Raw genomic sequence first — 13,403 nt, forward strand, 5'->3', positions numbered from 1 at the left:
TCCGATGACTAGTTTGCATGCCGACGAGGCGTTTCTCGGCCATTTCCAGTTAAGTCACGACCCGTTCGCGCCACGGGTGCCGGGCTTCAAATTCTTCCCGGCCCAGCGCAAACCGGTGCTGGGTCAACTGCATCACTTGGCGCGTTACAGCCAGTTGCTGCTGGTGGTCATCGGCCCGCAAGGCAGCGGCAAGACCCTGCTGCGGCAGGCGCTGGTGGCCAGCACCAATAAACAATCGGTGCAGAGCGTGGTGGTTTCCGCCCGTGGCGCCGGTGATGCGGCCGGCGTGCTGCGCCAGGTGGCGCAGGCGCTGGATGTCGCTCAGGCCGAAGTCGGTGCGATTCTCGAGCAGGTGGTGCAACTGGGTCTGACCGGGCAGGAAGTCTATCTGCTGGTGGACGATGCCGAGCAGCTTGACGAGTCCGCGCTGGAAGCGTTGATGGCGCTCGGCGCCGGCACGCCGGAAGGTCGTCCGCATGTGTTCCTGTTCGGCGAGTCGTCGCTGATCGCTCAGCTCGAGGCGTTGCAGCTCGAAGAAGAGCGTTTCCACGTCATCGAATTGCAGCCGTACACCGAAGAAGAGACCCGCGAATATCTCGACCAGCGGCTGGAAGGCGCGGGCCGGGGTGTCGAACTTTTCACCGCAGATCAGATCTCTGATATTCACGAAAGCTCCGAGGGCTGGCCGGGCAACATCAACCAGGTCGCTCGCGATGCACTGATCGAAGTCATGATTGCCAGCCGCTCCGCGGTCAAGCGTCCAAGTATGGGGTTCAACATGCCGAAGAAACACGTATTGGCGATTTCCGCCGTCGTTGTGGTCGCGGTTGCCGCCGCCTGGCTGATGCCGGGTCGCAGCAAGGCACCGACCACCGGTGCTCCGGCCAATGAACAGGCGCAACTGCCACTGGGTCAGGGTGCAGCGAATGGCGCCAACCCGTCCGTCGAATTCGCCGGCAACACCCAGCCGATGCCGCTGCCGCTGGTCGGCAACTCGCAGCCGGTCATGCGTGGCCCGCTCGCTGAAGCCGCCGGTGGCATCACCGAAGGCGACGACGGCGTGCCGCTGGAAGGCTCCAGCGATACGCCGCCGACCGTAACCACCTCCGCGCCGCCTGCTGGCGTTCCGGCCGGTCCCGCGCCGACACCGGTTCCGACTCCTGCCGCCAAACCGGCACCAACCCCGGCACCGACGCAGATCGCCACAGCCAAGCCTGCTCCGGCCACCCCGGCGCCAGCTGCGAAACCTGCTCCTGCTCCGGCCAAGCCTGCCGACAAGCCCGTTACCGTGGCCAAGGCTGCCGGTGGCAGCTGGTACGCCGGTCAGCCGACCAGCAACTATGTCGTGCAGATCCTCGGCACCAGCTCGGAGACCGCCGCGCAGAACTTCGTCAAGGAGCAGGGCGGCGAGTACCGTTATTTCAAGAAAGTCCTCAACGGCAAGCCGCTTTACGTGATCACCTACGGCAACTTTGCCAATCGTGATGCGGCCGTTTCTGCCATCAAGGCCTTGCCAGCGAAGGTTCAGGCTGGTAAACCTTGGCCTCGCACTGTCGCCAGCGTCCAACAGGAACTGGCAACAACTCGCTGAAGATTCGGCGGCCTTACCCAGGCCGCCTCTCCCGGCACCTCAAAATCTCCACGAGTGCGCGCCGCCTGAAAGGGCCGCGTGCCTTGTGGTGTCTGCGTCACAGTAGTTTTTGAGTCGTTGCGGTCAGAATTTAAAAAAGTTTTGACTAGCACAGCAGATCGCTTTAAACCTTTCACAAATGCGACATGAATTTGCGACAGTTCGTCGTCAAATTTGTGAGCCTCTGTGTCGCTGTGTACAATGACCACCCTTTTGCCCCCGCTAAGCCGGCGTACGTTCGGCGCGGAACGCAAGTGGTTGAATTGAAAAGAAATTTGCCTCGAATAGAGGCAGCCTGGTGAGAAAGTGTCTATGAAAGCAGGTCTGTACCAACCAGATGAATTCAAGGATAACTGCGGTTTCGGCCTGATAGCTCATATGCAGGGCGAGCCCAGTCATACCCTTTTGCAAACGGCCATCGAGGCCCTGACCTGCATGACCCACCGCGGTGGGATTAATGCCGACGGCAAGACCGGTGACGGTTGCGGTCTGCTGATTCAAAAACCCGACGCCTTCCTGCGAGCCATTGCCCAGGAAAGCTTCGGCGTCGAAATGCCCAAGCAATATGCCGTGGGCATGGTGTTCTTCAATCAGGATCCGGCCAAGGCCGAAGCCGCTCGCGAGAACATGAATCGCGAGATCCTCGCCGAAGGCCTGCAACTGATCGGCTGGCGCAAAGTGCCGATCGACACCAGCGTCCTCGGCCGCCTGGCCCTTGAGCGCCTGCCGCAGATCGAGCAGGTCTACATCGGCGGCGAAGGCCTGAGCGATCAGGACATGGCCGTGAAGCTGTTCAGCGCCCGTCGCCGGTCGTCGGTGGCCAACGCCGCTGACACCGACCACTACATCTGCAGCTTTTCGCACAAGACCATCATCTATAAAGGCCTGATGATGCCGGCCGACCTGGCCGCGTTCTATCCGGACCTGAGTGACGAGCGCCTGCAAACCGCGATCTGCGTGTTCCACCAGCGCTTCTCTACCAACACCCTGCCGAAATGGCCGCTGGCGCAGCCGTTCCGCTTCCTCGCCCACAACGGCGAAATCAACACCATCACCGGTAACCGCAACTGGGCGCAGGCCCGTCGGACCAAGTTCACCAACGATCTGATGGATCTGGAAGAACTCGGCCCGCTGGTCAACCGTGTCGGGTCCGACTCCTCGAGCATGGACAACATGCTCGAACTGATGGTCACCGGTGGCATCGACCTGTTCCGTGGCGTGCGGATGATCATTCCGCCTGCGTGGCAGAACGTCGAAACCATGGATCCGGATCTGCGTGCGTTCTACGAGTACAACTCGATGCACATGGAGCCGTGGGACGGCCCGGCCGGCGTGGTAATGACCGACGGTCGCTACGCGGTGTGCCTGCTCGACCGTAACGGTCTGCGTCCGGCGCGCTGGGTCACCACCAAGAATGGTTTCATCACCCTCGCCTCGGAAATCGGCGTGTGGAACTACCAGCCTGAAGACGTGCTCGCCAAGGGTCGTGTCGGCCCGGGCCAGATCTTCGCTGTGGACACCGAGACCGGGCAGATCCTCGATACCGATGCGATCGACAACCGTCTGAAATCCCGTCATCCGTACAAGCAATGGCTGCGCAAGAACGCCCTGCGCATTCAGGCGACCATGGAAGACAACGACCACGGTTCGGCTTTCTACGACGTCGATCAGCTCAAGCAGTACATGAAGATGTATCAGGTCACGTTCGAAGAGCGTGATCAGGTGCTGCGTCCGCTCGGCGAGCAAGGTTACGAAGCCGTGGGCTCGATGGGCGACGACACGCCGATGGCCGTGCTGTCCCAGCGTGTGCGCACGCCGTACGACTATTTCCGTCAGCAGTTCGCGCAGGTGACCAACCCGCCGATCGACCCGCTGCGTGAAGCGATCGTGATGTCGCTGGAAATCTGCCTCGGTGCCGAGCGCAACATTTTCCAGGAGTCGCCGGAACACGCCTCGCGCGTGATCCTCAGCTCGCCAGTGATCTCGCCGGCCAAATGGCGCTCGCTGATGAACCTCGACCGTCCGGGTTTCGAACGGGCGATCATCGACCTCAACTACGACGAAAGCCTCGGCCTCGAAGCGGCGATCCGCAACGTTGCCGATCAGGCTGAAGAAGCCGTGCGCGCCGGGCGTACCCAGATCGTCCTCAGCGACCGTCATATCGCCCCGGGCAAGCTGCCGATCCACGCATCCCTGGCGACCGGTGCCGTGCACCACCGTCTGACCGAAAAAGGCCTGCGTTGCGATTCCAACATCCTCGTTGAAACCGCGACCGCCCGTGACCCGCATCACTTCGCGGTGCTGATCGGTTTCGGCGCCTCGGCGGTGTATCCGTTCCTGGCCTACGAAGTATTGGGTGACCTGATCCGTACCGGTGAAGTGCTGGGCGACCTCTACGAGGTGTTCAAGAACTACCGCAAAGGCATCACCAAAGGCCTGCTCAAGATCCTGTCGAAGATGGGTATCTCGACCATCGCTTCGTACCGTGGTGCGCAGCTGTTCGAGGCCATTGGTCTGTCTGAAGAAGTCTGCGAGCTGAGCTTCCGTGGCGTGCCGAGCCGGATCAAGGGCGCGCGTTTCGTCGACATCGAAGCCGAGCAGAAGGCCCTCGCCATCGAAGCCTGGAGTCCGCGCAAGCCGATCCAGCAGGGCGGTCTGCTGAAGTTCGTCCACGGTGGCGAATATCACGCCTACAACCCGGACGTGGTCAACACCCTGCAAGCCGCTGTGCAGCAGGGCGACTACGCCAAGTTCAAGGAATACACCTCGCTGGTGGACAACCGTCCGGTGTCGATGATTCGCGACCTGTTCAAGGTCAAGACCCTCGACACGCCGCTGGACATCAGTGAAGTCGAGCCGCTGGAGTCGGTGCTCAAGCGCTTCGACTCCGCCGGCATCTCGCTGGGCGCACTGTCGCCGGAAGCTCACGAAGCCCTGGCCGAAGCCATGAACCGCCTCGGTGCGCGTTCCAACTCCGGCGAAGGTGGTGAAGATCCGGCGCGTTACGGCACCATCAAGAGTTCGAAAATCAAGCAGGTCGCGACTGGCCGTTTCGGTGTAACCCCGGAATACCTGGTCAACGCCGAAGTGCTGCAGATCAAGGTCGCCCAGGGCGCCAAGCCGGGCGAGGGCGGGCAACTGCCGGGCGGCAAGGTCAACGGGCTGATCGCCAAGCTGCGTTACGCAGTGCCGGGCGTGACCCTGATTTCGCCACCGCCGCACCACGACATCTATTCGATCGAAGATTTGTCGCAGTTGATCTTTGACTTGAAGCAGGTCAACCCGCAGGCGCTGGTTTCGGTGAAGCTGGTAGCAGAAGCGGGCGTCGGCACCATCGCCGCCGGTGTGGCCAAGGCCTATGCCGACCTGATCACCATTTCCGGCTACGACGGTGGCACCGGTGCTTCGCCGCTGACCTCGATCAAGTACGCCGGCGCACCGTGGGAACTCGGCCTGGCTGAAACCCACCAGACCCTGCGCGGCAACGACCTGCGCGGCAAAGTCCGAGTGCAGACCGACGGTGGCCTGAAAACCGGCCTCGACGTGATCAAAGCCGCGATCCTTGGCGCCGAGAGCTTCGGCTTCGGTACCGCGCCGATGATCGCACTGGGCTGCAAATACCTGCGCATCTGCCATCTGAACAACTGCGCCACTGGCGTCGCGACGCAGAACGAGAAATTGCGCAAGGATCACTACATCGGCACCGTCGACATGGTGGTGAATTTCTTCACCTACGTCGCCGAAGAAACCCGTGAGTGGCTGGCCAAACTGGGTGTGCGCTCCCTCGAAGAGCTGATCGGTCGCACTGATCTGCTGGAAATCCTCGAAGGCCAGACCGCCAAGCAGCATCACCTGGACCTGACGCCATTGTTGGGCAGCGATCACATCCCGGCGGACAAACCGCAGTTCTGCGGCGTTGAGCGCAACCCGCCGTTCGACAAAGGTCTGCTGGCGGAGAAGATGGTCGAGCTGGCCTCGTCGGCGATCAACGACCTCAGCGGTGCTGAGTTTGAGCTGGATATCTGCAACTGCGACCGTTCGATTGGCGCGCGGATCTCCGGCGAAATCGCGCGCAAGCACGGCAACCAGGGCATGGCCAAGGCGCCGATCACCTTCCGTTTCAAAGGCACGGCCGGGCAGAGCTTCGGTGTGTGGAACGCCGGCGGTCTGAACATGTACCTGGAAGGCGACGCCAACGACTACGTCGGCAAAGGCATGACCGGCGGCAAGCTGGTCATCGTGCCGCCGAAGGGCAGCATCTACAAGACTCAGGAAAGCGCCATCATTGGCAACACCTGCCTGTACGGCGCCACTGGCGGCAAGTTGTTCGCCGCCGGCACCGCAGGCGAGCGTTTCGCCGTGCGTAACTCCGGTGCCCACACGGTTGTGGAAGGCACTGGCGATCACTGCTGCGAGTACATGACCGGTGGTTTCGTCTGCGTGCTGGGCAAGACCGGTTACAACTTCGGCTCTGGCATGACCGGTGGTTTCGCCTACGTGCTCGATCAGGACAACACCTTCGTTGACCGGGTCAATCACGAACTGGTGGAGATCCAGCGGATCAGCGGCGAGGCGATGGAAGCCTATCGCAGCCACCTGCAGAACGTGCTGAACGAGTACGTCGCCGAAACCGACAGCGAGTGGGGTCGTGAGCTCGCTGAGAACCTCGACGATTACTTGCGGCGTTTCTGGTTGGTCAAGCCCAAGGCTGCCAGCTTGAAAACCCTGCTTTCCAGCACTCGTGCCAACCCGCAGTGATATGCGCCTGAAGAGTTTGATGAGGTTTTAACAATGGCTGAACGTCTGAATAACGACTTCCAGTTCATCGATGTCGGGCGCAAGGATCCGAAGAAGAAACTGTTGCGTCAACGCAAGAAAGAGTTCGTTGAAATCTACGAACCGTTCAAACCCCAGCAGTCGGCCGATCAGGCCCACCGCTGCCTGGGTTGCGGCAACCCGTATTGCGAATGGAAGTGCCCGGTGCACAACTTCATTCCAAACTGGCTCAAATTGGTGGCCGAGGGCAACATCCTTCAGGCCGCCGAGCTGTCGCACCAGACCAACACCCTGCCGGAAGTCTGCGGCCGGGTGTGCCCGCAGGATCGTCTGTGCGAGGGTGCCTGCACCCTCAACGACGGCTTCGGCGCGGTGACCATCGGTTCGGTCGAGAAGTACATCACCGACACCGCGTTCGCCATGGGCTGGCGCCCGGACATGTCCAAGGTCAAACCGACCGGCAAACGCGTGGCGATCATTGGCGCAGGCCCGGCGGGTCTGGGTTGTGCCGACGTGCTGGTGCGTGGCGGCGTAACCCCGGTGGTGTTCGACAAGAACCCGGAAATCGGCGGCTTGCTGACCTTCGGCATCCCCGAGTTCAAGCTGGAAAAGACCGTGCTGAGCAATCGTCGCGAAGTCTTCACCGGCATGGGCATCGAGTTCCGTCTCAACACCGAAGTCGGCAAAGACGTGACCATGGAACAACTGCTCGCCGAGTACGATGCGGTGTTCATGGGCATGGGCACCTACACCTACATGAAGGGCGGCTTTGCCGGTGAGGACCTGCCAGGCGTTTATGACGCGCTGGACTTCCTCATCGCCAACGTCAATCGCAACCTGGGCTTTGAAAAGTCGCCGGAAGATTTCGTCGACATGAAAGGCAAGAAGGTTGTGGTGCTCGGCGGCGGCGACACGGCGATGGACTGCAATCGCACCTCGATCCGTCAGGGCGCCAAGTCGGTGACCTGCGCTTATCGTCGTGACGAAGCGAACATGCCCGGCTCGCGCAAAGAGGTGAAGAACGCCAAGGAAGAAGGCGTGAAATTCCTCTACAACCGCCAGCCGATTGCCATCGTCGGTGAAGACAAGGTCGAAGGCGTGAAAGTGGTCGAGACCCGTCTCGGCGAACCGGACGCCCGTGGCCGTCGCAGCCCCGAGCCGATCCCGGGTTCCGAAGAGATCATCCCGGCCGACGCCGTGGTCATCGCCTTCGGCTTCCGTCCGAGCCCGGCACCGTGGTTCGAACAGTTCGAGATCCAGACCGACAGCCAGGGCCGCGTTGTTGCGCCCGAGCAAGGTCAGTACAAGCACCAGACCAGCAACCCGAAAATCTTCGCCGGTGGCGACATGGTGCGCGGTTCCGACCTGGTGGTGACGGCGATCTTTGAAGGGCGCAATGCGGCTGAAGGCATCCTCGATTATCTGGGTGTCTAACCCCGGCGCCTGAGCCAAACGCAATACTCCTGTGGGAGCGAGCCTGCTCGCGAAAGCGGTCTGTCAGCCAACTTCAATGTTGGATGTGCCGGCCTCTTCGCGAGCAGGCTCGCTCCCACAGTTGTTTCTCGGTGTTGCTGATAGCGCATTCCAACGCAATAAATTGACCCGATAGACAAAAGGCTGACCCACATCCGTGCCTTTTGCCTCGCGCTCTGAGAAAATGCCCGCACTTTTTTTCCGGATGCCGACATGACTGCCCTGAAGAACGACCGTTTCCTCCGCGCCCTGCTCAAGCAACCCGTTGACGTCACCCCTGTGTGGATGATGCGCCAGGCCGGTCGCTACCTGCCGGAGTACCGCGCCAGCCGCGCCCATGCCGGCGACTTCATGAGCCTGTGCATGAATCCGGAGTTCGCCTGCGAAGTCACCCTGCAACCGCTCGACCGCTACCCGCAACTGGACGCGGCGATCCTGTTTTCCGACATCCTCACCATTCCCGATGCCATGGGCCAGGGTCTGTACTTCGAGACCGGTGAAGGCCCGCGCTTCAAAAAAGTTGTCAGCACCCTGGCCGACATCGAAGCCCTGCCGATCCCGGATCCGCACAAAGACCTCGGCTACGTGATGGACGCGGTCAGTACCATTCGTCGCGAACTCAACGGCCGTGTGCCGCTGATCGGTTTCTCCGGCAGTCCGTGGACCCTGGCGACTTACATGGTTGAAGGCGGCTCGTCGAAAGACTTCCGCAAGACCAAGGCGATGCTCTACGACAACCCGCAAGCCATGCACCTGTTGCTGGACAAGCTGGCGCAATCGGTGACTTCGTACCTCAACGGCCAGATCATGGCCGGTGCGCAAGCGGTGCAGATCTTCGATACCTGGGGCGGCAACCTGTCGGCGGCGGCGTATCAGGAATTCTCCCTGGCCTACATGAAGAAAATCGTCAGCGGCCTGATCCGCGAGAATGACGGGCGCAAAGTGCCAGTGATTCTGTTCACCAAGAACGGCGGCCTGTGGCTGGAAAGCATCGCCGAAGCCGGCGCCGACGCCCTTGGCCTGGACTGGACCTGCGACATCGGCAACGCCCGTGCCCGCGTCGGCGACAAGGTCGCGCTGCAAGGCAACATGGACCCGACGGTGCTCTACGCCAAACCGGAAGCGATCCGCACTGAAGTCGGGCGCATTCTGGCCAGCTACGGCAAGGGCAGCGGCCACGTGTTCAACCTTGGCCACGGCATTACGCCGGAGGTCGATCCAGAACATGCCGGCGCGTTCCTGCGTGCGGTGCATGAGCTGTCGGCGCAGTATCACGAGTGATCAGCGCACAATAAAAAACGCCCGGCCAATACCGGGCGTTTTCTTTTGCACGATCTAATGTCGTACCCAAATCAACTGTGGGAGCGAGCCTGCTCGCGAAAGCGGTGTGTCATTGAACACTGATGTTGCCTGACACAGTGCATTCGCGAGCAGGCTCGCTCCCACAGGGTTTTATGTCAGGCTTTGACACCCTGCAACGGCGGCAACTTCGCCAGCTTCAACGCCACCAGCAGGGCAATCAGCAACAACGCACCAATAAACAACCCGATCCCGTTCCACCCGCCCAGATGCCAGAACACCCCGCCCGCCGTCCCGGCAATGCTCGAACCGGCGTAATAACTGAACAGATACAGCGACGACGCCTGACCCTTGGCGGTCAACGCGCGCCGGCCGATCCAGCTGCTCGCCACCGAGTGCGCGGCGAAGAAGCCGAAGGTGAACACCAGCATGCCGACGATCACCAGCAACAACGAGGTGAACATGGTCAGTGCCAGTCCGGCGAACATCAGTGCAATGGTCGCCCAGAGCACTCTGCGCCGCCCCAGTTTGTCCGCCAGCGAACCGATCTTCGCCGAGCTGTAGATCCCCGACAGGTAGACCACCGAGAGCAATCCGACAAATACCTGATCGAGGTTGTACGGCGCGCCCAGCAAGCGGTAGCCGATGTAGTTGAACAGCGTGACGAACGCGCCCATCAGCACGAACGCTTCAAGAAACAGCAGCGGCAGACCGGCGTCGCGAAAGTGCATGGTGAAGCCGTCGAGCAGGCTGCGCGGGTGCAGTGAGCGGGCGCGGAAGTTGCGCGACTCCGGGAGGATCTTCCAGAACACCGCCGCTGCGACCAGCGCCAGACCGCCAATCACCAGCATCGCCGTGTGCCAGCTGACGAAGTCGATCAGCACGCCGGTTATCAAGCGTCCGCTCATCCCGCCGATCGCGTTGCCGCCGATGTACAAACCCATCGCCAGGCCGATGTGCTGTGGATGGATTTCTTCGCTCAGATAGGTCATCGCCACCGCTGCCAGGCCGCTCAATGACAGGCCGATCAGCGCGCGCATGATCAATACGCCGTGCCAGCTCGGCATCATCGAACTGGCGATGGTGCACAACGCGGCAGCGAACAGCGCCGCGACCATCACCGGTTTACGGCCGATGCGGTCGGAGATCGGCCCGGTGATCAGCAGGCCGAAGGCCAACATGCCGGTTGCCACCGAGAGGATCAGGCTGCTCTGCGCCGCGTTGATCCCGTATTCGTGGGACAGCAGCGGCATCATCGGTTGTACGCAGTAGAGCAGGGCAAACGTCGCAAAGCCGCCACAGAACAGCGCCAGCACCGTGCGCATGAATGCCGGCGTGCCTTTTTCGATGTAGATATCTTGCAGCTCGGCGAGGGTATCGTCGCCGGCAGCGGGCGGGATTTCGTGGGCAAGGGGCGCGACAGCAGTTTTCACTTCAGACCTCGGAAAGCACAGCCGGGCAGGCAATGAAAAAATCATATAGCTGGCTAATGTTTCTATCCAATATATTGTTCGACCTGTTTGATAGCTTCAGCGACCTAATGGTAATCCTATGGAACTGCGTCATCTGCGTTACTTCATCGCCGTCGCCGAAGAACTGCATTTCGGCCGGGCCGCACAGGTGCTGGGCATCTCCCAGCCACCACTGAGCCAGCAGATTCAGGCGCTGGAGCAACAGCTCGGCGCGCGCTTGTTCGAGCGCACCAATCGTCGGGTCGAGTTGAGCGAGGCCGGTCGCCTGTTTCTGCAGGAGGCGCGGCTGGTGCTGGCGCAAGTCGACAAGGCAGCGGATGTCGCCCGCCGTGCGCAACTTGGCGAGCTGGGTGAATTGAAGATTGGCTTCACCTCGTCGGCGCCGTTCAACTCGACCATTCCGCAGGCGATTTTTTCCTTTCGTCAGCGCTTTCCGGCGGTGCATCTGAACCTGCGCGAAATGAGCAGCACCATGGTCGCCGATGCTCTGGTGGACGAGTCTATCGAAGTCGGGATCATGCGCCCGCTCGGATTGCCGGATTCGCTGAGTGTTGTGGAGTTGATGCGCGAGCCATTGGTGGCGGTGCTCAGTTCCAAGCATCCACTGGCCCAAAGTAGCGATGAAGGCCTGTTTCTATCGGCGCTGGCGCTGGAGCCATTCGTGTTTTTCCCGCGCAGCTATGGCAGCGGGCTCTACGCACAACTGCTCAGTCTGGCCCGTGACGCCGGCTTCAGTCCGCACTTTGCCCAAGAGGCTGGTGAGGCGATGACCATCATCGGCCTGGTCGCAGCGGGCCTCGGTGTATCGGTGCTGCCAGCGTCCTACCAACGCATGCGCATCGACGGCGTGGTCTACCGTCCGTTGCTCGATCCCGAAGCGATTTCGGCGGTGTGGCTGGTGCAGCGCAAAGACCAGAAATCGCCGATGGCCAAGGCGTTTGTCGAACTGCTTACGCGCAAGGTTGAACCGCTGACGGTGTGAAGGCGGCTGGCGCTTTCGCGAGCAGGCTCGCTCCCACAGGGAAACGCATTCCAAGGTGGGAGCGAGCCTGCTCGCGAAGGCGTCGGCCCAAACATCACAGATTTCAGGGCAACCGCACCAAATCCCCCTTCAAAGCCACCCGGGTAACAAAAACTCCTGCCCGGCACTCGTAGGTATTCAAATCCTTGCGTACACGTTGGTCGTAGTAGCTGACGATGTTGACCACCGCATTCGCCCCGACCCGCTTGGCATCAGCCTGCAATTTGATCAGATTCGACTGCAACACCCATTCACACGAAGCCTGATCGCTCTTGTTGAAGCCGTTGGTTTTCAAATCACTGACCACCCCTCGGCGCAGCAACTGCTGAGTGCCCTGCGGCCCGTTGCCGATCAGGTAGAACTTCACACTGCCATCCAGCCGACCGGCGCGAATGGCGTCCGATAGCACGGTTTCGAAAGGCATGTACATGAGGTTGGTGGCATGGCTGGCACTGGGCAGCAGGGCGATAAGCGCAGCGGCCATCAGGGCTTTCACTTGCATGGTCATCTCCTTTGACGGTGAAAGGGAACTGCGAGGGCAGGTACTGAGCCGGGACCTGCTTAAGCGAGTGTAGATGGTGCAAGGGAGCAAGGGGATTGCAGAGAGCTACATTTCCCGTAACGGATCTGCCTTAGGATAGCGCTCGATTTTTGCGCAAAATCGCCTCTTTTTCAGTGAGTGCCACGGATGCCTCTTCGATACCAGCCCAAGGAGGGCAGCGTGCTGATTTGCGATTTCAGAGGCTATGAACTGCCTGAGACGTTAAAGTCAGGCCTGTTGTCGTTATGCGTAAACACCGCAGCAATAGTCTGTTGGTAACTGTGGTGCCTTTGAGTACTACAGCGCCTGATCGTCTGCTTGATCACCATCTTGAGCTGGCGAGTCATCTACAAGGCGCCAGTCCGAAATGCTGGGCCAAATGTGACATGGTGGCGACGGTCAACCTTTCACGGCTCGACCGAATTAAAAGTCGAGATCGTAGAGGGAGGCGCGTCTATCTGATTTCACATCTCGCAATAGAAGAATTCAGCGCCATCAAAGCCGCAGTGAGACAGGCCCTGGGATTGTGATGGCACTGAATATGGCGCCGAGAGGCGAAACGCCAGCCGTTGTCTGCCGATGCATTTCAAGCAATACTGCCTGCGTTCCCGAAAGGGGCTTGTGAGACTCTGAGGATCCTGGGCAACCAGCCATCGCAGAGCCAGGCAGGTAATCGGCGATGACAAGCCAACCTGTCTGTGAAAGGGCGCCAAACGGCGCCCTTTGTCATTTCTGGCGTTTACTGAACCTTCGCCAGATCACCCTTCAACGCAACGCCCGCCATGATCGCGCCGGCGTGGCATTCGTAGGTTTGCGCGTCCTTGCGCTCGTTGCGCTTGTAGAAGCTGACGATGTTGGTCACGGCATTGGCGCCGGCGTTTTTCGCGGCCTGGTGCAGGCTGATGATTGCCGATTGGGCGACCCACTCGCAGGCGACTTCATCGGATTTATTGAAGGCGTTGGTTTTCTTGTTGGTCACAGCGTCGGGGCTGACCACGGTGACTTTGCCGGCCGGGGTGTTGCCGGCCAGATAGAATTTCACGCTGCCATCGATCTTGCCCGAGCGGGTGGCTTCGGCGACGGCTTTGTCGAATGGCAGGTAGACCGCCGTGTCGCGGGCTTGGCTGATCGCTGGCAGTGCGCAGAGCAGCAGGGTAACGGCGGCGAATTTCTTGAAGTGCATGTAGGTCT

9 protein-coding genes are annotated in these 13,403 nt (G+C 60.7%); 6 read left to right on the plus strand and 3 right to left on the minus strand.

The genetic code is table 11. The features are described 5' to 3' along the window. Positions 1-4 precede the first annotated feature (4 nt). The 4 genes from AAEZ10_RS12575 to hemE all read left to right on the plus strand — a co-directional run bounded on the left by AAEZ10_RS12575 (position 5) and on the right by hemE (position 9,160). Positions 5-1,591 (plus strand): AAA family ATPase, encoded by a 1,587-nt coding sequence (locus AAEZ10_RS12575; protein ID WP_350569410.1) that lies wholly within the window; start codon positions 5-7, stop codon positions 1,589-1,591. A 351-nt stretch (positions 1,592-1,942) separates the two neighbouring features. Next, positions 1,943-6,388 (plus strand): glutamate synthase large subunit, encoded by a 4,446-nt coding sequence (gene gltB / locus AAEZ10_RS12580; protein ID WP_350569412.1) that lies wholly within the window; start codon positions 1,943-1,945, stop codon positions 6,386-6,388. Positions 6,389-6,421: 33 nt separating this feature from the next. After that, positions 6,422-7,840: a glutamate synthase small subunit GltD family protein gene (locus tag AAEZ10_RS12585; RefSeq protein ID WP_007909438.1), complete on the plus strand. Its 1,419-nt coding sequence runs from the start codon at positions 6,422-6,424 to the stop codon at positions 7,838-7,840. A 252-nt stretch (positions 7,841-8,092) separates the two neighbouring features. Then, positions 8,093-9,160, plus strand: coding sequence for a uroporphyrinogen decarboxylase (gene hemE / locus AAEZ10_RS12590; protein WP_016772044.1), 1,068 nt, complete (start codon positions 8,093-8,095; stop codon positions 9,158-9,160). A gap of 176 nt (positions 9,161-9,336) precedes the next feature. Here the strand turns inward: hemE and AAEZ10_RS12595 are convergent, their stop codons facing one another. Next, positions 9,337-10,578, minus strand: coding sequence for an MFS transporter (locus AAEZ10_RS12595; RefSeq protein WP_502947690.1), 1,242 nt, complete (start codon positions 10,576-10,578; stop codon positions 9,337-9,339). Positions 10,579-10,729: 151 nt separating this feature from the next. Between AAEZ10_RS12595 and AAEZ10_RS12600 the strand changes: the two genes are divergently transcribed. Beyond that, positions 10,730-11,632: a LysR family transcriptional regulator gene (locus AAEZ10_RS12600; protein ID WP_076565243.1), complete on the plus strand. Its 903-nt coding sequence runs from the start codon at positions 10,730-10,732 to the stop codon at positions 11,630-11,632. 103 nt (positions 11,633-11,735) lie between these two features. Here AAEZ10_RS12600 and AAEZ10_RS12605 read toward each other — a convergent pair whose 3' ends face one another. Then, positions 11,736-12,173: an excinuclease gene (locus AAEZ10_RS12605; protein WP_076565245.1), complete on the minus strand. Its 438-nt coding sequence runs from the start codon at positions 12,171-12,173 to the stop codon at positions 11,736-11,738. 284 nt (positions 12,174-12,457) lie between these two features. Here AAEZ10_RS12605 and AAEZ10_RS12610 point away from each other — a divergent pair, with 284 nt between their 5' ends. Further along, the gene (locus AAEZ10_RS12610) at positions 12,458-12,742 is read left to right on the plus strand and encodes a type II toxin-antitoxin system PemK/MazF family toxin (RefSeq protein ID WP_256674702.1); all 285 of its coding nucleotides are present in this window, start codon (positions 12,458-12,460) and stop codon (positions 12,740-12,742) included. A 209-nt stretch (positions 12,743-12,951) separates the two neighbouring features. On the opposite strand, the gene AAEZ10_RS12615 is transcribed toward AAEZ10_RS12610, so the two are convergent. Beyond that, the gene (locus AAEZ10_RS12615; protein ID WP_122508505.1) at positions 12,952-13,395 is read right to left on the minus strand and encodes an excinuclease; all 444 of its coding nucleotides are present in this window, start codon (positions 13,393-13,395) and stop codon (positions 12,952-12,954) included. Positions 13,396-13,403 lie beyond the last annotated feature (8 nt).

Source organism: Pseudomonas sp. H26/SER47-MNA-CIBAN-0231, assembly GCF_040310465.1.
Classification (GTDB): domain Bacteria; phylum Pseudomonadota; class Gammaproteobacteria; order Pseudomonadales; family Pseudomonadaceae; genus Aquipseudomonas; species Aquipseudomonas atacamensis.

Excerpts from the sequence above, each read along its gene's own strand:
- AAEZ10_RS12575 (WP_350569410.1), top strand. The coding sequence starts at position 5 with ATGACTAGTTTGCATGCCGACGAGGCGTTTCTCGGCCATTTCCAGTTA.
- gltB (WP_350569412.1), top strand. The coding sequence starts at position 1,943 with ATGAAAGCAGGTCTGTACCAACCAGATGAATTCAAGGATAACTGCGGT.
- AAEZ10_RS12585 (WP_007909438.1), top strand. The coding sequence starts at position 6,422 with ATGGCTGAACGTCTGAATAACGACTTCCAGTTCATCGATGTCGGGCGC.
- hemE (WP_016772044.1), top strand. The coding sequence starts at position 8,093 with ATGACTGCCCTGAAGAACGACCGTTTCCTCCGCGCCCTGCTCAAGCAA.
- AAEZ10_RS12600 (WP_076565243.1), top strand. The coding sequence starts at position 10,730 with ATGGAACTGCGTCATCTGCGTTACTTCATCGCCGTCGCCGAAGAACTG.
- AAEZ10_RS12605 (WP_076565245.1), bottom strand. The coding sequence starts at position 12,173 with ATGCAAGTGAAAGCCCTGATGGCCGCTGCGCTTATCGCCCTGCTGCCC.
- AAEZ10_RS12610 (WP_256674702.1), top strand. The coding sequence starts at position 12,458 with ATGCGTAAACACCGCAGCAATAGTCTGTTGGTAACTGTGGTGCCTTTG.
- AAEZ10_RS12615 (WP_122508505.1), bottom strand. The coding sequence starts at position 13,395 with ATGCACTTCAAGAAATTCGCCGCCGTTACCCTGCTGCTCTGCGCACTG.